Annotated in this window: 21 protein-coding genes and 1 tRNA gene; 14 read left to right on the top strand and 8 right to left on the bottom strand. The window is 56.6% G+C overall.

The annotated features are described in order from the left end of the window. Positions 1–127: 127 nt before the first annotated feature. Together meaB and O2N63_RS00165 are read left to right on the top strand one after the other, a co-directional pair. Complete coding sequence (meaB, locus tag O2N63_RS00170) at positions 128–1111, top strand: methylmalonyl Co-A mutase-associated GTPase MeaB (RefSeq protein WP_271051976.1); 984 nt, start codon at positions 128–130, stop codon at positions 1109–1111. Positions 1112–1598: 487 nt separating this feature from the next. Next, positions 1599–3428, top strand: a complete 1830-nt coding sequence (locus O2N63_RS00165) for an ABC transporter ATP-binding protein (protein ID WP_271051975.1) — start codon at positions 1599–1601, stop codon at positions 3426–3428. Between the two features lie 31 nt (positions 3429–3459). Here O2N63_RS00165 and O2N63_RS00160 read toward each other — a convergent pair whose 3' ends face one another. Continuing rightward, positions 3460–3987, bottom strand: a complete 528-nt coding sequence (locus tag O2N63_RS00160) for a hypothetical protein (RefSeq protein WP_271051974.1) — start codon at positions 3985–3987, stop codon at positions 3460–3462. A 362-nt stretch (positions 3988–4349) separates the two neighbouring features. Between O2N63_RS00160 and rpmB the strand changes: the two genes are divergently transcribed. The 4 genes from rpmB to O2N63_RS00140 all read left to right on the top strand — a co-directional run bounded on the left by rpmB (position 4350) and on the right by O2N63_RS00140 (position 6707). Beyond that, positions 4350–4637 (top strand): 50S ribosomal protein L28, encoded by a 288-nt coding sequence (gene rpmB / locus O2N63_RS00155; RefSeq protein ID WP_271051973.1) that lies wholly within the window; start codon positions 4350–4352, stop codon positions 4635–4637. Positions 4638–4960: 323 nt separating this feature from the next. Next, positions 4961–5443 carry a GNAT family N-acetyltransferase gene (locus O2N63_RS00150; RefSeq protein ID WP_271051971.1) on the top strand — a complete coding sequence of 161 codons (483 nt, stop codon included), beginning with the start codon at positions 4961–4963 and terminating at the stop codon, positions 5441–5443. A 181-nt stretch (positions 5444–5624) separates the two neighbouring features. After that, on the top strand, positions 5625–5987 hold the full coding sequence (locus tag O2N63_RS00145; protein WP_271051969.1) for a hypothetical protein: 363 nt from the start codon (positions 5625–5627) through the stop codon (positions 5985–5987). A 171-nt stretch (positions 5988–6158) separates the two neighbouring features. Then, positions 6159–6707, top strand: coding sequence for a copper chaperone PCu(A)C (locus tag O2N63_RS00140; RefSeq protein WP_333780713.1), 549 nt, complete (start codon positions 6159–6161; stop codon positions 6705–6707). Between the two features lie 283 nt (positions 6708–6990). On the opposite strand, the gene O2N63_RS00135 is transcribed toward O2N63_RS00140, so the two are convergent. Together O2N63_RS00135 and O2N63_RS00130 are read right to left on the bottom strand one after the other, a co-directional pair. Then, on the bottom strand, positions 6991–7692 hold the full coding sequence (locus tag O2N63_RS00135; protein ID WP_271051967.1) for an NAD-dependent deacylase: 702 nt from the start codon (positions 7690–7692) through the stop codon (positions 6991–6993). A 48-nt stretch (positions 7693–7740) separates the two neighbouring features. Next, the gene (locus O2N63_RS00130; protein WP_271051965.1) at positions 7741–8391 is read right to left on the bottom strand and encodes a winged helix-turn-helix transcriptional regulator; all 651 of its coding nucleotides are present in this window, start codon (positions 8389–8391) and stop codon (positions 7741–7743) included. A 107-nt stretch (positions 8392–8498) separates the two neighbouring features. On the opposite strand from O2N63_RS00130, the gene O2N63_RS00125 reads away from it, so the two are divergent. Beyond that, positions 8499–8960, top strand: coding sequence for a low molecular weight protein-tyrosine-phosphatase (locus tag O2N63_RS00125; RefSeq protein ID WP_271051963.1), 462 nt, complete (start codon positions 8499–8501; stop codon positions 8958–8960). Positions 8961–8975: 15 nt separating this feature from the next. Here O2N63_RS00125 and O2N63_RS00120 read toward each other — a convergent pair whose 3' ends face one another. The 3 genes from O2N63_RS00120 to O2N63_RS00110 all read right to left on the bottom strand — a co-directional run bounded on the left by O2N63_RS00120 (position 8976) and on the right by O2N63_RS00110 (position 11557). Continuing rightward, positions 8976–9284 carry a hypothetical protein gene (locus tag O2N63_RS00120; RefSeq protein WP_271051962.1) on the bottom strand — a complete coding sequence of 103 codons (309 nt, stop codon included), beginning with the start codon at positions 9282–9284 and terminating at the stop codon, positions 8976–8978. A gap of 158 nt (positions 9285–9442) precedes the next feature. Continuing rightward, complete coding sequence (locus tag O2N63_RS00115) at positions 9443–10414, bottom strand: 1-phosphofructokinase family hexose kinase (RefSeq protein WP_271051961.1); 972 nt, start codon at positions 10412–10414, stop codon at positions 9443–9445. 93 nt (positions 10415–10507) lie between these two features. Further along, on the bottom strand, positions 10508–11557 hold the full coding sequence (locus O2N63_RS00110; protein WP_271051960.1) for a Glu/Leu/Phe/Val family dehydrogenase: 1050 nt from the start codon (positions 11555–11557) through the stop codon (positions 10508–10510). Positions 11558–11679: 122 nt separating this feature from the next. Here O2N63_RS00110 and O2N63_RS00105 point away from each other — a divergent pair, with 122 nt between their 5' ends. After that, entirely contained in the window at positions 11680–12135 is a 456-nt protein-coding gene (locus O2N63_RS00105; protein ID WP_271051959.1) for an Lrp/AsnC family transcriptional regulator, read from the top strand. 203 nt (positions 12136–12338) lie between these two features. On the opposite strand, the gene O2N63_RS00100 is transcribed toward O2N63_RS00105, so the two are convergent. Next, positions 12339–13904, bottom strand: a complete 1566-nt coding sequence (locus O2N63_RS00100; RefSeq protein WP_271051958.1) for a hypothetical protein — start codon at positions 13902–13904, stop codon at positions 12339–12341. 36 nt (positions 13905–13940) lie between these two features. Here O2N63_RS00100 and lepA point away from each other — a divergent pair, with 36 nt between their 5' ends. Then, positions 13941–15740 carry a translation elongation factor 4 gene (gene lepA, locus O2N63_RS00095; RefSeq protein ID WP_271051957.1) on the top strand — a complete coding sequence of 600 codons (1800 nt, stop codon included), beginning with the start codon at positions 13941–13943 and terminating at the stop codon, positions 15738–15740. 1047 nt (positions 15741–16787) lie between these two features. Here the strand turns inward: lepA and O2N63_RS00090 are convergent. Next, on the bottom strand, positions 16788–17267 hold the full coding sequence (locus O2N63_RS00090; protein WP_271051956.1) for a type II toxin-antitoxin system Phd/YefM family antitoxin: 480 nt from the start codon (positions 17265–17267) through the stop codon (positions 16788–16790). A gap of 131 nt (positions 17268–17398) precedes the next feature. Between O2N63_RS00090 and O2N63_RS00085 the strand changes: the two genes are divergently transcribed. The 5 genes from O2N63_RS00085 (at position 17399) to O2N63_RS00065 (ending at position 20112) form a co-directional block, all read left to right on the top strand. Beyond that, positions 17399–17593 carry a CTP synthetase gene (locus tag O2N63_RS00085; protein ID WP_271051955.1) on the top strand — a complete coding sequence of 65 codons (195 nt, stop codon included), beginning with the start codon at positions 17399–17401 and terminating at the stop codon, positions 17591–17593. A 73-nt stretch (positions 17594–17666) separates the two neighbouring features. Continuing rightward, positions 17667–17849, top strand: a complete 183-nt coding sequence (locus tag O2N63_RS00080) for a CTP synthetase (protein ID WP_271051954.1) — start codon at positions 17667–17669, stop codon at positions 17847–17849. Between the two features lie 51 nt (positions 17850–17900). Further along, positions 17901–17977: transfer RNA gene (locus tag O2N63_RS00075), tRNA-Arg, on the top strand. A gap of 567 nt (positions 17978–18544) precedes the next feature. Continuing rightward, the gene (locus tag O2N63_RS00070) at positions 18545–19261 is read left to right on the top strand and encodes a hypothetical protein (protein ID WP_271051953.1); all 717 of its coding nucleotides are present in this window, start codon (positions 18545–18547) and stop codon (positions 19259–19261) included. Next, positions 19258–20112, top strand: coding sequence for a hypothetical protein (locus O2N63_RS00065; RefSeq protein ID WP_271051952.1), 855 nt, complete (start codon positions 19258–19260; stop codon positions 20110–20112). The genes O2N63_RS00070 and O2N63_RS00065 overlap by 4 nt, the downstream gene beginning before the upstream one ends. The last annotated feature ends 175 nt before the right edge of the window (positions 20113–20287 follow it).

The following is a 20287-nucleotide window of genomic DNA, read 5'->3' as shown; positions in this document are numbered from 1 at the left end:
TATCCTGGGGTGAGTCTCGAAGGGGCGAGGGGCAAAGCCCCTTCTGAAACATAACAATGTAGCGCTAACTCTCTGGACGAAGGCCTGTGCCCTCGCTATTCAATTTTCAGATTTCGGGAGGGCAGGTATGGATATTCAGGATCTGGCAGATCGCGTGGCCGCGGGTGAACGGCGGGCATTGGCGCGGGCAATTACGCTGGTGGAAAGCGCGCGCAAGGATCACCGGGCGCAGGCGGGCGTGTTGCTTGAGGCCCTTGCCCCCCTGAAACGCGAAGCGCTGCGCATCGGCCTGTCCGGCACGCCGGGCGTGGGCAAATCCACTTTTATCGAAGCCTTTGGCATGTTCCTGATCGAAAAGGGGCTGAAGGTGGCGGTGCTCGCAGTTGACCCGTCTTCCGCCCGTTCCGGTGGATCCATTCTGGGTGACAAGACCCGGATGGAAAGCCTGTCGCGCGAGAAAAACGCCTTTATCCGGCCCTCCCCTTCGCAGGCGCAGATGGGGGGCGTGGCGCGGCGGACACGCGAGGCGGTGTCGCTGTGCGAGGCGGCGGGATTTGATGTGGTGCTGATTGAAACCGTGGGGGTCGGGCAGTCCGAAACCATGGTGGCGGACATGTCCGACCTGTTTCTCTTGCTGATCGCCCCGGCGGGCGGCGACGAGTTGCAGGGGGTCAAACGCGGCATCATGGAAATCGCCGACATCATTCTGGTGAACAAGGCCGATGGTCCGCTCAAGGAAACCGCCATGCGCACCTGTGCCGATTATGCGGGCGCGCTGCGCCTTTTGCGCAAGCGCCCCTATGATCCTGTCCATTTCCCCAAAGCGCTGATGGTGTCTGCTGTGACCCATACGGGCCTGCCGGAGGCCTGGGAGGCGATGACCGAACTGACCGACTGGCGCCGTGCCGAGGGGCACTGGTCGACCCGCCGGGCCGAGCAGGCGCGCCACTGGTTTGAAGAAGATGTGCGGATCGGCCTTCTCGCCGCGCTGGAAAAAGGCGAGATCCGCGATCGGTTGAATGTGCTTGGTGGGCAGGTGGAGCGTGGCGAAGTTGGGGCAAGCAAGGCGGCGGAGGAAATGATTTCCCATATTCGCGCCGAGATGAGCTGACGCCAGGTTGAGAATCTCCTCCCGCACCTTCTCTCCCTTTGGTCGATGGGGGGTGGCTCACTGCGTGAGCCTATGCCTCCGGCGGGGATATTTAGGGTCTGAAGAAACGGAAAGATTGCCCTTCTTCTGACTATAAATATCCAAATCCACGCCCTCCGATTGCGTTGCCGTTCAAGATTGTGTGCGACCATTGCCCCAGTTCCCATTTCCTGAAAATGCGGGTGGGACGCGTTTACACTCATCTTTGAGGTGGATGGGAGCTGTGTGAGCCCTTTCGGCGGGGGCTTGATATGCGCTAACATCTGGGCTAGGCATGAAGCAGCATTGAAGGAGATATGCCGATGAAACCAGCCAGGACCCTATACCGAGATTAATTCGCCGGTCCTGTTTTGGGCTGTCGTGATTTGACCGCCCCTACGTTTCATCCCATCCTTCTGCGCCATTCCAGTATTTGCGCAAGTATATGTTCCGACATTCGGAGTCCCTCATGTTTCGTTATTTCGAAAACCTTGTGAATCCATTTGCCCCCCATGAGGGCGGCGCCCCGCCTGCCACGCTTTGGGCGTTCATGAAAAGCCAGTATGGACCGTTCAAAAAATGGATGGTCTGGATGGCGTTGACCGGTGTGTTGGTGGCGCTGATCGAGACCGGGCTGATTTTCTATACCGGTCGCGTGGTCGACCTGATGAACGCATCTGAGCCGCAAAGCTTCTGGTCTGCTCATGGGTGGGAGCTTTTGTCTGCCGCGCTGTTTATCCTGATCTTGCGCCCTATTGCGATTGTGGCGAACCGGTTTTTCCTTGAACAAACCCTTGCGGGCAATATGCAGGAGCAGGTGCGTTGGCGCGCGCACAAGCACATGCTGGGTCAGTCGCTGTCCTTTTTCCAGAACGATTTCGCCGGGCGCCTGTCCAACCGGGTGATGCAGATTGGCCCGGCGGTCGAGGACAGCACCTATATGTTCTTCGAAGGGATCTTCTACGCCACCACCTATGTGCTGTCGGCAATGCTGATCCTTGGTGCGGTCGATTGGCGTCTGTCTCTACCGTTGGGGATTTGGTTGGCCCTCTACGTGCTTTACACCCGCCATATCGCCAAACGCGTGGCCGTGGCCTCCGAGAAATGGTCGGACGCGCGCTCGCTGGTCACTGGGCGGGTGGTGGATGCCTATGCCAATATCGAAAGCGTGAAACTGTTTGCGCAGGGGCAAGGCGAGGAGCGCTATGTGCTCTCGGCCTTGCGCCGCTTGCGGCTGCGTTTCATGCGATTTCTGCGGCTGATGACCGAGCTTTCTTTTGGCCTCAATATCCTCAACGGGATGTTGATCACCGGCGTGCTTGGTCCCGCGCTCTGGCTCTGGACATCTGGACTGATTTCCGTGGGTGAAGTGGCCGCGGCCTCGGCGCTGACCGTGCGGTTGAACGGCATGTCCGGTTGGATCATGTGGGTGACCATTCGGCTGTTTGAGCATGCCGGTGTGATCCGCGAGGGGCTACGGTCGATTGCCGTGCCGCATGAGTTGACCGATGCGCCGGATGCAAGTGAGCTGGCAATCAAGACGGGTGAGATCCGCTTTGACGGGCTGACCCATCACTACGGCAAGGGCAAAGGAGGCTTGGACAATGTGTCGATCACCGTCAGCCCTGGTGAGAAGGTTGGGCTTGTGGGGCGGTCCGGTGCGGGGAAATCTTCGCTGGTCAACCTCTTGATGCGGTTCCGTGACCCCGAAGGCGGGCGCATTCTGATTGATGGTCAGGATGTGGCGCAGGTCACGCAGGACAGTCTGCGCAAGCAGATCGGCATGGTCACGCAGGACAGTTCGCTTTTGCACCGCTCGGTGCGCGCCAATATCCTGTATGGTCGCCCTGATGCCAGCGAGGGCGACATGATGGCCGCCGCCAAGCGGGCTGAGGCGCATGAGTTCATCCAGACGCTTGCCGACCCGCAGGGACGCAGGGGCTATAACGCCCAGGTGGGCGAACGCGGTGTGAAACTGTCGGGTGGTCAGCGCCAGCGCGTCGCCATTGCCCGCGTGATGCTCAAGGACGCGCCTGTTCTGGTGCTGGACGAGGCCACCTCGGCGCTCGACAGCGAGGTTGAGGCCGCGATCCAGAAAACCCTTTACGGCATGATGGAGGGCAAGACGGTGATTGCCATTGCCCACCGCCTGTCGACGATTGCCCAGATGGACCGGATCATCGTGCTGGATGAGGGCCGGGTGATTGAACAGGGATCACATGACGAGCTTCTGCACATGGGCGGCACCTATGCAGGTCTGTGGGAGCGGCAGTCCGGCGGGTTCCTTGCGGATGAATGACATAAAAGCGAGCGCCTCGGTGCGCGCTTTTTCATTCGTGCCCAAACGCATCAATCAGCGGCTGCGGGTTGGGAAAGCCCGACCGCAGATGCCAGCGCAGGATGGTCCATACCACCCGGCCTTGCAGGTCCCGGTTCTTTTGCTTGGTGGTGCCGTGGAAGTGCATGTATTTCTCTGACGGGATCGTAACCTTGTCACGCAGGATGGTCCGCCCGTTCTGGCGGCAGATATTTACGCCCACACCACGCCCCCGGTCGTCTTTGCGTGTGGTGCCATGGCATTCGATGCCTTGAAGATCATTCCAGTAAAAGAAATTGGCACGTCCACTGGGGCGCCCGACAATGAAACCATACATCACCACCATTTGCCCATCTGAACGTCGGCTCACGCTGGTGGCGCGAAAGGTCAGGCCGCGCACCCGCTCTCCCAGATAATTGCGAGCCGGGATATCGGCTTTACTCGGTTCGCGTGGCAACATCAGATCAGACGCATGAAGATCTGCCGGAAGCAGAAGAGAGAATGTCAGCAGAAGAGCAGAAATGCGATGGGTGAATGTCATGCCAGGACCTTGAAATGGAAGGTGAACCTAGCATGAAACGGAGTGTCCTCAAAATTCCGGGGCTTTCCCGTCTCTATTGGCAGGGTTTTCCTTGCCCCGGTCCCGCGAATCCCTTAGTTCCCTGACTGAACCGGCCCCGAAGCCGTACGTCGAACTTCTCGTTCCGACTCACTTGACGTGCCCCCAAATCACGTTTAATGAGCGCGAACGGAATTCGAGGTGCTGCTTTTGCGGCGCCTATGACTATTGACCGGCCAAATGTGGGTATCCAAAGCGGACGGTGTGCGGGAACAGGGGAAGAACCCTATCGCCCAAACATCGCAAAATCCTACCAATTTGGCCCGAGAAGCAAGGAAGAGACCATGTCGCGCGTTTGCGAACTGACCGGAAAAGGCCCGATGACTGGCAACAATGTCAGCCACGCGAAAAACAGAACCCGTCGTCGGTTTCTGCCGAACCTGAACGACGTTACCCTGCAGTCAGAGACTCTGGGTCGTGGTTTCAAACTGCGCATCTCGGCTGCTGCCCTGCGTTCGGTTGATCACCGCGGTGGTCTGGACGCGTTCCTGGCCAAAGCCAAAGACACTGAGCTGTCGGCCAATGCGCTGAAGATCAAAAAAGACGTCGCAAAAGCCCAGGCCGCAGCATAAGCCCGCTGCCTAAGCTTTAGCATCCCGGTTCAGACCGGTAGGATATGCCGCCCGAGGGAAACCTCCGGGCGGTTTTTCCTGTTTGGGGCCAGTCAAATTTCAATTCGCCGCGCAATGTGGGATGTCTCGAACCTTTGACACAATGCGCGAGACTCTGTGAAACTCATCGCCGCCCCTCAGGAAAATGAGGCCCAACTGTCAGGCATTTTTGACCTTAATCAAAGGCGGCTATGCGTGACCAAGCAGAATCTAGAACCCTTCAGGTATCCCCAAAACCAGTCTTGGAATTTTGAGCATGGACCAATTTCTGCTATCTGTTTTTTATGTCAGAATTTCATCCATTATCGCGAGGCACAGTACGCCAACTTGCCGCCCTTGAAGTGAGGGAAGATCAGGCAAATTTGGTGGCTTCCAACCTTTTGACGATGGCTCAATCAATATTTGAACCCGGTTCTGAAATTTTTGGGATCTGGGATAACGATGAGCCGGTCGGTTTATTGGCAATCGTCGATATGTCACACCCCGAAGCCGAACTGGACGAAGGTGATGACCCGGACGGAATATATATTTGGCGCTTGATGGTTGATCGGAATTATCAGCGCCGTGGCCACGGATTGGCCGCTTTGGATTTCTCAAGAGAACTGGCGCACAGAAAGAAGCGTAGCAAACTTGTGGTCGGAGTTGTCGATGAACCGGGATGTGCGTTACCGCTCTATGAGGCTTTCGGTTTCAAGCGTACTGGCAGAATCCTTCAAAACGAAGTGGAACTAATTCTCCATCTAGGCCGAGTTCAAGTTTCAGTATGAACTTCAATTGCGCACATGGCCGATATAGCAAGCACGTGTGGGTTTTGTAGTATCCGTCACAATGGGCTCACAGCGGATATTTGGGCAGCGCTTGGATGCGAAGACCAAAGTCTAATGTCCTCCGCCCCCCTGTTACCTTTTGTCGCTTGCCAAGCCCGATAGACAGGCGTAGCCATTACGCATGATCCGCGGTTTTGTCGCATATCTCCTTACGTTGGTCCTTGTTGTGACCGGCTTTTCGCTTGCGCAGGCGCGGGGCGAAGGTCCGCTGCTCATGGGGCCGTCTGGCATGGTCGGGCTGGAGATGGTGATCTGTACCGGTATCGGCATGACCACGATCACCGTGGGACCCGATGGTGAACCGATCGAGACCCAGAATGTCTGCCCCGATGGGGCGCAGAATTTTGTGGCTGAATTCCATGTGCCTGTGATGGATCGCCCCGAAGGGCGTCTGGTCACTCTTACCCCGATCACGGTTACGCTTTCGGTGACAGAACGCCCCGAAACCACCCCTGCGGCCCGCGGTCCTCCAACCCTGATCTGACCCTTCGTCCGGGCGTTTTGCCGTCCGTTTGCGTGGGAAAGCCGTGTCCGGCACAGGCCTGCCCATCTTCTTCACGCAATGAGCGGAGCGCAAAACACCTGTGATTGCAGGGTGTTCCCTTTCGCGCAACCTCGCGCATTTCCCATTCAGGTCAGGACTATAGGAGCTAACATGTCCAAGATGAAAACCTTTCTTTTCGCCAGCGCTGCTGCGCTTGTCACCCTTCCCGCCTTTGCCGAAACCCACATCATGGTGCAAGACGCCTATGCCCGTGCTTCAGGTCTGTCCGCCAAGGCCGGGGCTGCTTTCATGCAGATCATGAACCATGGAGATGAGGCGGATCAGCTGATCGACGTGCGCTCGGATATTGCCAAGCGGGTCGAGCTGCACACCCACAAAATCGACGATCAGGGTGTGGCCAAGATGATGCATGTGCCCGAAGGGTTTGCGATCCCCGCAAGTGGCATGCATGAGCTCAAGCGTGGTGGGGATCACGTGATGTTCATGGGCCTCAAGGGCAAGATACTTGACGGGGATGTGGTGACCGTGACCCTCGTTTTTGAAAAGGCGGGTGAGCTTGTTGTCGAGATCCCGGTGGATCTGAAGCGTGGCCAGATGGGCAGCGAAATGAAGATGAACCAGGGGGCAATGGATCATTCCAATATGGATCACGGAAACATGAACCAAGGCGAGGGCGCCGCATCTGGCGCAAGCAACTGAAAAGGCGTAGAATTCGAATTGTCCGGCCACGCGGTCTTCGCGTCCCCTGCGGGCCGGGCATTCCGATCTGGGGTTTAGTCACCCCCATCGGTGTTTCGGGGTGAACATGGGGCACATGTTCGTCTCGAAACGCGTATGAGATTGAGCGCTTTTGTAGCGCCTCGGCATTTCCCTTTGCAAATAGAGTGCCGAAACTCTCCGAATGACCGCACCCAATTGGGTGCGGTCAGGGTTTGTGTGGGTCGGGTATGGACTGCCTTTAAACGTGATGGGGCGGGGTCCCCTATGCTCCAAGCACGCCTTCCACCCATTCTGGGACCGTTTCGGTGGCCGGCCCGTGCAGGGTCCGGTCGAAAAGCGCGCTGCCTTCGGACGGTTCGAGATTGATCTCAAGCGTGGCGATTCCCATGGCGCGGGCCTCGGAGACAAATCCCGCAGCCGGGTAGACGGTGCCAGAGGTGCCGATGGCCACAAACAGATCAGCTTCGGTGAGCAAGCTGTAGATTTCGTCCATGTGATAGGGGATCTCGCCAAACCAGACGATGTCGGGGCGGGTGGCAGCGGCGTTGCAGGACGGGCAGGGGGCGGTGGGGTCCATTTCGCGGGGGGCATCCCAGCGATGGGCACAGGCGGCACAGAGGGCACGAAGCAGTTCGCCATGCATATGGACCACCCCTGTCGCGCCGCCCCGTTCGTGCAGGTCATCGATGTTCTGGGTGATCAGAGTCACACGGCCGGGATGCTCGGCTTGCAGGCGGCCAAGCGCTGTGTGGGCTTCGTTGTGATGAGCATCCAGGCAATTTGCGCGACGGGCGTTGTAGAACTCATGCACCAAGGCAGGGTTCCTGGCGAACCCCTCCGGTGTGGCCACCTCTTCGAGGTCGTATTTGGTCCAGATACCACCCGCGTCACGAAACGTGCCCAGCCCGCTTTCAGCCGAGACACCGGCGCCGGTGAGGATGACGATATTCTGGTGATGTGCCATGACTTGCCCTTCATTGTCCGGGCAAGCGCAGGGTTCCGTCTGGAGGGATCAGCGATGCCCGCCCAGACAGTCGATGGCTTTTTGCAGAAGGTCAAGCAGGGCGGCCACATCAGCCGGGTCCTGTGCTTCGATCCCCTGCGCTTCGGCAAATTCGGCAAAACGGCCCATGTCATCGGCGACCCTGTCCACGTCATCCCATGCGAAACGCAGCCGCACCGGCGGCAAGGGCAAGGGACCCATTTCAAGCGAGACATGCCGGTCTGCGACGATCAACGTGAACGGCTCGCCGTCAATCACCAGTTCGGCCCGCAAGTTTGTCTGCGGGGTCGCTACCCGTTCGATTGCGCCCGCCAGCGATACAGCGCGGTAGCGGCTGTTTTCCGGCTCTGACGGCTCATCCGGTATTGGCATTTGGCGCCCGAATCGGGCCAGCTCGAACAGGATGCCGCGGGTGTTGATCCCTGACGGGGTCAGGCGATAAGACCGCCCCGCCTTATGCACCAGCCCGGCGTCAACCAGTTCGGACAGGCGGGATGAGAGCATATTGGTGGCAATACCGGGCAGCCCAGCCTTGATTTCACCAAAGGATGTGGGCCCTGCATGCAGCTCCCGCAGGACATGAAGCCCCCATCGGTTCCCGATGACATCAAGCGACCGGGAGATCGGACAGGTTTGGGCATATGGTTTTGCACGTTTCATGGGGTCATCATCTTGATGGTTCTAAAGTTTGCAAGCACATGGCGAGTGCATGGGCGCATTATTGCGGATCAGGTGACAAGGCCAGAGGGATCCGGTATCAGATCCAAATGACCACGCGTGTTCTTTTTGTCTGCCTCGGCAACATCTGCCGATCTCCCAGCGCCGAGGGCGTGTTCCGTTCGATTGCCGCACAATCGGCTCCGGAACTGGACCTTGTGATCGACAGCGCCGGCACATCCGACTGGCATGTGGGCGCGCCTCCATACGGTCCAATGCAACAGGCCGCAAGAGGGCGGGGATATGAGCTGGCACCGCTGCGTGCGCGCCAATTCCTGCGGAATGATTTTGATCGGTTTGACCTGATCATCGGCATGGACCGCGAAAATGTTGCGAATATCGAACGGCTGCGTCCGACTGGCAGCAACACCCCGGTTAAAATCTTCACTGATTACGCGCCGGACAGCGGAATGGATCACGTGCCCGACCCCTATTACACCCGCGATTTCGATCAGACTTTGGATCTGGTCGAAGCGGCGTCCCGTGGTCTGTTGACGTCCCTTAATCGGTAAGACGCAGCACGAAGATCAGCTTTTGCAGTAGGTGCTGACAGCTTCGCCGAACTGTTTGTACTTTTGCCAGAACTTCTCGTCCGTACGACGATCCGACTGGCGCAGCTCCTGGCTTTTGTGCGGATCTTTGAAAAACTTAACCACGCGCGATTGTTCGCTCCTGCTCAACATAGCCCCTGCTACATCCTCAATACATCCACAGAGATTGCGGGATGCGGATGAACGATCCGCACTCAGGCAGGCTTTCTGGATGCTCCCCGCCGAGACGGGGGTGGACGCGACAACACTGACACTCATGATGCAGGTGATCACCAGATGTTTCATTCGGCGGCCTCTTCTTTGCTCGACTGCTGGGCGCTGTGGCCCGAAATTTGGCCCCCATTGGTGGGGGCTCATTGCTCTCATTTTAACACAAAAACGGGTTTTATGCAATTTTTGCGGTGAATCCAGCGAATGGAACCACCGATCCGAATTGTGTCTGGTCACACATTAATGCGTTTGATTTGTGGATGCAAAGCCTCGAAATCCGGACGGGTGCAAAGGGCGGTGGCGTCGGTCATCACTGCGGCAGAGGCGGCGGCAACACCATTCACAAGTGCATCTTCGGGCGGACACCCGTTCGCCAGCGCCAAGGTGAACGCCGCGACAAAACTGTCTCCGGCCCCCACTTTTGAGCGCACCGGGACATCGGGGCCACTTGCCAAATGAGCGCCCTCTCGTGTGGCCAGAATCGACCCGTCCGCGCCACGCCCGAGCACAACCATCTTGGCCGCTCCGCGATCAATCAGACCTGAGGCAAAATCAGCAGCGTTCCGTAGGCTGATCAGGGCAGTCCCGGCCAGCATTTCACTTTCTGCCTGAGCCAGACGCAGCACCGAAATCTGGTGCGCGCCGTCATCCGCCTGCCCCTGCTGGGCCGCATGGACCAGCGCAGCCCCGGAGGTGTCCAGCAACAGCGTGCCCTTTTGCTGGGCGACCAGAGTGGCCAGAGATGTCGTGAAATCATCGGGTAGCCCCGGAGGCATGGAGCCCGACAGCACCACCATCATCTCTGGTTGCAGCCGAGCTTTGATTTCTTTCAGGCAGTGGTGCGCATCGACCGGTGTCCACTGGGGACCAGGCATGACAAAGCGATATTGTGTGTTCTGTGCCCGATCCCTGACCGCAAGGGAAAGACGGGTTTCGCCCGGCATGTCAAACCGGTCGAACGGAACTTTTTCTTGGGCGAGAAGTGCTGCGATCTGATCGCCCCGAAACCCGGCCAACGCCACAAAAGCCGTTGCCTCACCACCTAGGATATTGATGGCGCGGGCCACATTTGTGCCGCCCCCACCGGGATCAAGGCTGGGCGCATCACAGCGGATCTTGTCCTCGGGCCGGACCTTGTCGGCCTCGGTGGTCATGTCGAGGGACGGGTTCAATGTGACCGTCAGGATGGGCAGTTGGTCAGGCATGGAAAGCTCCGGCCAATGGTTATTGACCGGAGCCTAGCGCTGGTCCCTTGCAAGGTCCATGCGCAATATAGCGGCATCTGTTGGCGGGTGGGGTCAGGCCGCCTTGGTGCGGATCGTCTGGCCGACCACATCCTGTGCCACATCCGCCGGGCTGACCTTGCGGCGGGCCGCTTCGGACAGGATCGCATCCATGGTGGCATCCAGCGCGGCGAGCTTGTCGTCGACCCAATCCACCCGACCCGAGATTTCGAGGATCTCTGTGGCGACATTGATGATGCCCCCGCCATTGGCCACGAAATCAGGTGCGTAGAGGATGCCACGATCATGCAGGCGCTTGGCATCTTCCGGGGTGGCCAGCTGGTTGTTGGCCCCACCGGCCACGGCCTCGACCCGCAATTGCGGGATGGTGTCGGCATTCAGGATGCCACCAATCGCGCAGGGGGCAAAGATATCGGCCTTTGCAGCATAGATCTCATCCAGCCCCACGGCTTCTGCCCCAAAGCTGGTCACGGCCATCTTCACCCGCTCGGGATTGATGTCGGTCACGATCAGCTTGGCGCCAGCAGCGGCGAGGCGATAGCACAGGTTCCATCCCACATTGCCCAGCCCCTGCACGGCGATGGTCCGCCCACGCAGGGATGGGTTGTCGAACTGATGCAGCGCCGCCCGGCGGATCGAGTTGAAGATCCCGCGCGCGGTGATCGGCGAGGGATCTCCCGACGCAAACTCACCATCCGCCAGCCCCGCCACATAGCGGGTTTCCTTGGCCAGTTCCGCCATGTCACCCGTGGTCATGCCCATGTCCTCGGCGGTCCAATAGCGCCCCTGACAGGCCTCAACGGCCTTTCCGAAGGCACGCAGCAGTTCCGGCGTCTTTTCGGTGCGCGGATCCCCCATGATCACCGCCTTGCCACCGCCCAGCGGCAGGCCAGCCGCCGCGTTCTTATAGGTCATACCCTCGGACAGGCGTTTCACATCGGTCAGTGCGTCGTCTTCGCTGGCATAGGGCCGCATACGCAGCCCGCCAGCCGCTGGGCCCAGCGTGGTGGAGTGGATGGCGATAAAGCCGACCAGACCGGTGGCTTTGTCTTCGACGCGCACAACCTCTTCATGGCTGCTCGTCGGGATGGTGGTGATGGTCATGAAATTCTCCCTTTCCCCAAGGGTAGCCGGGGCCCGGTGAGGATTTTCACCAATTTCACGCGTGAAGGTTTCTAATTTTGGTGATAATCTGATGTCAAAACCAGAATCACGAGAGAAAATTTATGGACGCCACCGACAGACGCATCATTTCCGCCCTTCAGGTGAATGGGCGCCAGAAACTCGGGGAGCTTGCAGAAGCGGTCGGCCTGTCCCCGACCCCCTGCGCAAGGCGGGTCGCGGCACTGGAAGAAAGCGGCGTGATCACCGGCTATGGCGCGCGGGTCGATCAGACCAAACTTGGCCTGCCGGTCACGGTGTTCATCGAGGTCGAACTGGAAAGCCAAAGCCGCGAGGCAATCACCGCCTTCGAACGTGCCATTTCCCGCATGGAAGAGGTGATGGAATGCCATTTGATGAGCGGATCCCGCGACATCCTTTTGCGCGTCGTGGTGGCCGACCTGACCGCTTTTGACGAGTTCATGGAAAACCACCTGATGCGGGTGGACGGGGTGAACCGAATGCGGTCGAGCTTTACGTTGCGGACAATGGTGCGAAGGAACCGCCTGCCGATGGGGTGAGGGGCGATGGAAGGGCCTCGCCCGACCCTGGGTGGGCGTCGAAACCCTCGCACTTTGCGATGTCACTTCTTCTCGCGCTACCCATCGTTTGTTGAAACGTCGCAAAACGCCCTCCCGTCATGCCGAAGGCATGCCAATTATCAACGGCACACCTTTGGTGTGACGGGGAGGGTCGGGAGTGGCCAGGCGTTCCGCCGTGCCGGTTAGATGATACCCAGAACGCGCAATCCCAATCCAACAATTAGCATAACCCAACCGACCACAGTGGCACCGTCTTTGATCAACTTTACAGATTTATAGGTTGTGCTGTTGTGAATACGCTCCACGATTTCAGGATATTTCTGCATCATGATGGCCATCTTCGACGTGCGCCCGAAGATGCGCGTTGCTTCGTCTGCCCCGGGCAATCTCGGAGCTGTATCTGGTATGGGCATCAGGCTGTCATTGGTAAGCGCGGGAATGTCCTGCGCCCATTCCTCGGCCAATGCTTCATCAGAAATGGCCTGCAAGACCGGAAGTGCCTCTTCCAGTGTGGATTTCTCGTCAGGGGTCAACTCCCGCAAGCTCTGCTCTTGCAATATACGTCGGTTCTCGGCCACCTCTGGGTGGGTCGCCCGCACGGCTTTGGCCCCTTCTTCCAGAGCGGATTGCAGGGCGAGGTTCTCTTCGCTTGGGGGGAGTTCGCCGCTGATAATCTGACGCGTCAGCCCCGCATGAACCGTTGTGAAATCCATCTCGATCCGTTGCGGGTCATTGCCGTATTTGCGGAAGGTGCGAGAAAGCTTCTTAAACTCGGTTGAGCGTTCATTGATTCCGTTGGAGTAATTCTCCATCACATCCTCGAGCGCATCCTCAACCTGACTGAGGGTTGCACCCAGCAAGTCGGGCTTGGCCATCACGCGCGGGACTGTATGGAAGGTGCAGGTGTCTTGGTCAAAGGCAAGGTCTTCTGCGACGGGGAGCTTTTCTGCCAGATATGCGGCTTTGATCTCTTCAATCTTCTGCGCAATATGCTCCGGCCCATTTTCCCAGTCCTCATCCGGGATTAGCGCCACGCGGCGTTGCAGTTCCCAATCGAGCGGTTTGCCGTCGAGGAAGCCTTGGTACCAGTCAGCCCAGAAGTTGAACGCCCCTTTGTGCGCTGAGTTGAATGGTGCGAACAGCTCGCCTGCTTGCCAAACCCTGCCCTGTTCGAGGGGCCAAAGCTTGGTGAGGAGCAGTTGTTCGCAGCGCGAGTCAGCAAGCGCTTTATTACTTAGGCCAATACCTTTTCTGACTTTGGCTGTTTCGAAGGCCAGAATCCCTATTGCAGGTTCTTGCACAGACTGACTTATCCAGCGTGCATTATTGTTTGTAGAAAGGCCGTCGATAGAAAAACCGGTGCCAGGCGCAATTGCCGGCATATCAGTGGGGCTAGTTGAAACAGACAACATTCTTCCGATGCGGCTTTCTCCTAAGAAAAAGACCACAGGTCGATCGATTGGTTCATACGGTGCGGAGATTCGGGACGTGGTCTTGTTGATACCGCTTAGGACCTCAACTAGAGCGCGCAGTAATCGAAGTGTATCACCCGCAGTGTTATGAGAGAGCGTTGAAACGGATTTAGCTTCATATTGCGCCATTTGATCAGAAAGCACATAGAAAGACCTCAAAGCGTGTCTACCCAACAAAATCTGCCTTGAATATGAAGATAACCAACCAAGCTTCTGAATCTCTGTGTTCTGGGCTATTTCTAACTCGTCTTGGTGCGCTTGCTTCGTGTCACCCATTGACCAATCCCCAAATCCCTATAATACGCTCCTCTTATGACTGACCTGAACCACATCCGCAATTTCTCCATCGTGGCGCATATCGACCACGGGAAATCCACGCTGGCTGATCGCCTGATCCAGGAGACGAACACCGTCGCGGATCGGGATATGAAAGAGCAGATGCTCGACAGTATGGATATCGAGCGCGAGCGCGGCATCACGATCAAGGCCAACACGGTGCGGATCGAATACACGTCGGATAATGGCGATGATTATGTGCTCAACCTGATCGACACCCCCGGCCACGTGGACTTTGCCTATGAGGTCAGCCGCTCGATGCGCGCGGTGGAAGGATCGCTCTTGGTTGTGGATTCGACCCAAGGGGTTGAGGCGCAGACGCTGGCCAATGTCTATCAGGCGATTGAGGCCGATCACGAGATCGTGCCGGTCCTGAACAAGATCGACCTGCCTGCGTCCGAATGTGACCGCGTGGCGGAACAGATCGAGGATGTGATCGGCATTGACGCCACCGGCGCCATTCAGGTGTCGGCCAAGACCGGCGTGGGCATCCGCGAAACGCTTGAAGCGATTGTGAACGAGCTGCCCGCCCCGAAAGGGGACGCCGATGCGCCGCTCAAGGCGATGCTGGTGGACAGCTGGTATGACGCTTATCTCGGCGTGATCGTTCTGGTGCGGATCATCGACGGGAAACTGAAAAAGGGTGACCGCATCCGCATGATGTCGACCGACGCCGTTTATCCGGTGGATCGCGTCGGTGTGTTCACGCCTGAGATGAAACCGATTGACGAGTTGGGACCGGGTGAAATCGGCTTCCTGACTGCCTCGATCAAACAGGTGCGCGACACCCGCGTGGGCGACACGATCACCCATGAGAAGAAGGGCACAACCGAGGCGCTGCCGGGCTTCAAACCCGCCCAGCCGGTGGTGTTCTGTGGCCTCTTTCCGGTGGACAATGCCGAGTTTGAAGACCTGCGGGATTCGATTGAGAAGCTGGCGCTGAACGACGCGTCATTCAGCTCTGAAATGGAAACCTCGGCCGCGCTGGGCTTTGGCTTCCGCTGTGGCTTCCTTGGTCTACTGCACCTCGAAGTGATCCGCGACCGGATCGAACGCGAATATAACATCGAGCTGATCACCACCGCGCCCAGCGTGATCTATCACGTCTATCTCAAAGACGGCTCGATGATCGAATTGCACAACCCGGCGGACATGCCCGACCTCTCCACCGTTGACCACCTTGAGGAGCCGCGCATCAAGGCGACGATCATGGTGCCGGACGAATATCTGGGCGACGTGCTGAAACTGTGTCAGGACCGCCGCGGCATCCAGATGGACCTGACCTATGCCGGCTCCCGCGCGATGGTGGTCTATGACCTGCCGCTCAATGAAGTTGTGTTCGACTTCTATGATCGCCTGAAGTCGGTGACCAAGGGCTACGCGAGCTTCGATTACCAGATGATCGGCTATCGCGAGGACAACCTCGTGAAAATGTCGATCCTTGTGAATGACGAGCCGGTCGACGCGCTTTCCACCATGGTGCACCGGGACCGTGCCGAAATGCGCGGCCGGGCGATGGTTGAAAAGCTCAAGGACCTGATCCCGCGCCACATGTTCAAAATCCCGATCCAGGCGGCGATTGGCGGCAAGGTGATTGCGCGCGAGACGCTTTCGGCCATGCGCAAAGACGTGACCGCGAAATGCTACGGCGGCGATGCGACCCGGAAAAAGAAACTGCTGGAGAAGCAGAAGGCGGGTAAGAAGAAGATGCGCCAGTTCGGTAAGGTGGATATTCCTCAGGAAGCTTTCATTAGCGCATTGAAGATGGACAACTGATCGCAGGCGCGTTTCCCGGAAAATCGCCTGCACCTCCCTTCACAGAGTTATCCACATCCCAACCCCTTGGGATCACGATGGGATTCGGCATGCGTCCACAGTTTTTCCACAAATAAAACCGTTGTTTATCAACAGCTTATCCCCAAGAAATTTGCGAAATTCGCAGATTTTTGCTTGAGGGAATCGCATCCCGGTGCAACAGTCTTCTTACAGCAGGTCATCTTCGGAAGGCACGCTGGACACCAAGGCCCTCGGGTTGAGGTGGGCTGGAAAGGGTCTTCGGGTCCGGTCTGGTTTACCAAGAGAGATTTTCGGATCTTGATTGGATCGCCGGAACTGATCTTCGGATCGGGACTGGTTTGCCGGGACAGGTCTTCGGATCGGGACTGGTTCGCCGGGAAAGATCTCCGGATCGGAACTGGCAGGGGAGGGTTCTTTCGAACCCGAACCGTTGAATGGGCCGACCTTCGGGAAAGCCAATTCAGGAAGGCGTCAGGGGGCCGCAAGGCCAATGCAAAGACCGCGTCTGAGCACCTGGCGCCTTTACCTATTCTACCCCCTCACAACATCGAAAAAGCGTTGCCCCAAATGCGAAGCGGAGCCCGCTTGCCGTCTGGCCCCCGAACTCCGCTTGCTGCGTCAGTATGCATTCCGCGTCTAGCACCTGTAGGGTGATCTATAAGGATCGGGCCGGTCTGGATCAACAAGATATTGTGGGGTGGCGGAGTGTATCCACAATATTGTTGCCGTCGTGCAAGATGTGGGGGTAATTGAAATTGCCCCAGTGCGCGGCGGCGAATTACGCAGTAAATCACGGGCGCACTTGTTGCTGTTCTGCGTCATTATCCCGCCCCGCAGGGGCAGCGCCCGTTCGTAAGGGCTTTCGCCGCTCCACTGGAGCGACTGTCCCTTCCTCATCCCTGCGGGAGGGCGCTTCCTCTGCCTCGCACCACACGCAACCAGTCCGACAGCGGCACCCAGTCACCATACACGCCGATACCGATGCCCACCCAGGGTCGGGCGCTGCCCCTGCTCAGGTGACCCAACTCACCACCACCTCCACCAGCGCTTGCGCCCCACGGGTTCCCCATCCCCCTCACGTTCCTCCGCATCCGCACGCGCCTTCTCCTTCCGTTTCCGCTTTGCCGCAGCCTCGGCCAGTTCCGGGTCCAGATCCTCTGGGCCCCATGAATTGATCTTCTCTTCCAGCCGCGCCCATTCTTTCTCGCGCGCGTCTTCTTTCGCCTGCACCTCTTGTTCGGACAGGGGGCGTTTCCACCCCGTCCGGGCAACCCAATCCCGGCCATAGCGTTTGCCGGTTTCGGGATTCACCGGCCCAAAAAGCTCGTAATCCTCATCAGCCCAGATCCGGTGCAATTCGTTGATCGTGACCAGCGCGACAATCGGTTTGCCGTGGCGTGTGATGATCATGCGCTCCTCGCCCTTCAGGGTGCGTCGGATCATTTCGGTGAGGTTGAGGCGCACGTCGGTCAGGCGGATGTAGAGGGGTGGGAGGATTGTGGACATCTGGGGCCTTGAAAAAGTTTAAAGTTTCGGTTTTCGGGGGGTGAAAACTTGCAAATTTGTCCCCGATCCTCGTTAAAGAGTTTAAAGTTTTGCTGAGCCGAGCGTTCGGCGTTGCGGTCACAGGGGGGCAGATGAAATCACCGCTGTTCAAGATTGTCATGACGTTCTACGGGATCATCGGGTCAACCGTGGCATCGGTGTTTGTGGTCGGCGCATTGGTGGTTGGCGTGACCGGGTTGTGGGCATTGCTTGGGGCCGCTGTGGTCGGGTTTATCTTAGGATTTCCAGTGAGTTACTATGTCGCACGGGCAATGATGGGCGACTGATCCAGATCAAGGAATGAGCCGGGCAGGGGCGTAAGACTTCGCGGAATTGATATATAGCCATGAAGGAAAGCCAATGTTCCGTTTGACCGCCGTTATTTACCTTCTGCTTGGAGGTACATTTGCCGGGATCTTGATTATTGCCGCGCTGGTAACTGGATTTGATACTGGGCAACCTATTGTTTATTCAGCGATAATTGGTTTTATTCTGGGGTTGCCCGCATCTTGGGTGGTGGCCAGAAAGATCAGCGAACTCTGACAAATTAGCGGTTGAAAGGGACCGGGTGACAAGGGTATGCGTGTGCCCAGCGGTCCCTTAGCTCAACTGGATAGAGCAGCTGACTTCTAATCAGCAGGTTGAGGGTTCGAGTCCTTCAGGGATCGCCATTTTATTACTATAAATCAGTATGTTATCAGCTTGTCTGCCTTGTGCAATATGAGGGGCATATTCTTAGGGAAGCGATAAGGAAGCAATACAATCAAGATTTGTTTGTTGTATTGGGATCACGGTTAGAATCTTTGTAGGCACTGTTGACCATTTCTTCCGGCCCTTTACTGAACTTGATGCGAAACACACTTCAGAGCTGCTCCGAACCTATCGCGACCCCATATTCTGTGACCAACCAGCCAACGCTGCATTTGCAGGTTGGGCAATTGTGGAAGCTCACTGCAAGCGCGAAGTGAACTGGCGCAAATTCCAAGAGACGACGTGGAAATGCCGTCGGCGCGAGCAGTCAGTTGCTCTTTGGTTGTGAGATGAGATGCTCAATCAGAAGAAATTCAGGGCACCATAGCAAACCACTTGTGGACGCACGGACCGCAGACGAGATTTGAGTAGAGCTTAACCACACATTATTTTCTTGTGCAGCAAGGGCTTAAGTAGCACCATGGATGCGAGCGGAAATCGGTTTGGATTGAATGCGGGCCGACCAACGAATGAGAATGGAACTGATCATGACTGATCCAGAAACGCCGGACATTGCAACTTCAAAGTTCATCGAGGAAATTGTACAGCAGCATTGGGACGAACATGGTTCGGCCTGTTACCTAAGTAACTTGGGGTTCAGGCTAAAGAATGAGCTGCCAGAAAGCGCCGCAGTTCTCCATGATGGCTTGCATGAATACCTGCGACGAAACCCCATAGTGAAAGTTGTTCAACATCCCAACATCCATCAAAAAATCGGGGCTGTACCATTATCAATTACAGTTCCAGACCATGTTGAGAATTTGTTCGCTCCAAAAGGCAAGCTAGCCGAACCAAATCGAAACGTGTCTTATAGGCAGGAGTTCTGGGATGCATTCATCAAGCCTATTGATGGAATAGTTCGAATTGTGTGCATTGGTGACCACGGTGAAGTCGAGATATCTGATGAACAAGTCGCTAAAATGGAAGGGAATTGCTATAAAATTTTTCCGGATGACCTGACGAAGGAAATGCGAGGATCTCCGATTTCTGAACGCGTTGCTGCTACTCACCAAGCAATAGAACTTTGGTTGGAAAAGCACTTGCTTGGTCAAGAGGCTTTCTCGGTTCTCAAGAGGCCTTCAAGCCCTAGAGGCACCGGTCATCTACAAAACCTTCTCAATGTTTTTGATGGATTGTCCGACGAGGAGCTTTCTCGGATTAGCATTCCGCTCGATATCTTGGTCAAGCTGAACTCAAAGAAATGACAGTCGAGCATTACATAGTTTTCATTGGGGCAAACGCTCCTTTGTCGACCGAGCTGACTTCGATGAAGGCTCGAATTGCTGGTGCGTGCATCTTGGCGCCGGCAGCAAAGAAGAAACAAGTTGGCGCAACGCGGGCTTCAATTTCGCTGGCGCTTAGGGTGCTAGTAAAGGAACTTTATAACGCGGGAGGCCACTCTGAGCCAGCACGACTATCCTTGTGGTTCTATGAGCCAGAGACGGCAGAGCAGTTTAGAGAAGTGTGGAGTACATTTGGTCACTCTGCGTGGGTCGAAACTGTGCCACGGAACTTAGTGAACAAGGTTCGGCCAACGAGAGAGTACATTGAAAACAAGATTAATGATGTCCGCCCAATGCTTCACGAGATTTCCGCAGCAACATACGCAAGCAGAAAATCTTCTCCTCTTTCCCTGCCGTTACGAAATTTCAATTCTTCCATCACAAGAGATCTTAAAACTTATTGGTACAATGACCTTAGCTCGGATAAATTGTCTCGTGAAATAAAATCCTTAAAGATGCGCTTTCGCCAAACTAGGGATAAAGTCCGCGAAGGATTTAAAGATGATAAAGCGTTGATATTTAAACCCGCAAAAGACACCGAATGCCATGGAATTGCTCACCCAATTGGATCTGAGGAAAAAGCTTTTGCGTGCGGGAGGTTTCGCTACGGGGTCGCACTGTTTCCAGGCTTCCACTATGATGTAACCGCTGCGAAATCAGCAACGATACAGTCGGACCTTAAAACTTCGTCGGGTGCAGAGCGCTCACTTAAGAGTGAAAAACGGAGATACATAAACATTTTCCCCAACGATCACCTTCTACCGGAAAAATAAAAACGGAGTATGAAGTCATACTCCGTTTTGAATTACGCTGAGTTCTCTGCCACGGATTCAACTACCAAGTAGTCGATCGCCGAGTGCAGCAATCCAGCTTTTTGATCATAGCTGGCGCGGCACTTATGTAGTCCCCTCTAACACGATCAACTCAAAATCACGCTTAGAGCTTTCC

Source organism: Aliiroseovarius salicola, from assembly GCF_027891095.1.
In the GTDB taxonomy this organism is placed as follows: Bacteria; Pseudomonadota; Alphaproteobacteria; order Rhodobacterales; family Rhodobacteraceae; genus Aliiroseovarius; species Aliiroseovarius salicola.
Note: the sequence above shows the minus strand (reverse complement) of the source record. Positions and strands in the feature narration are given on the sequence as shown.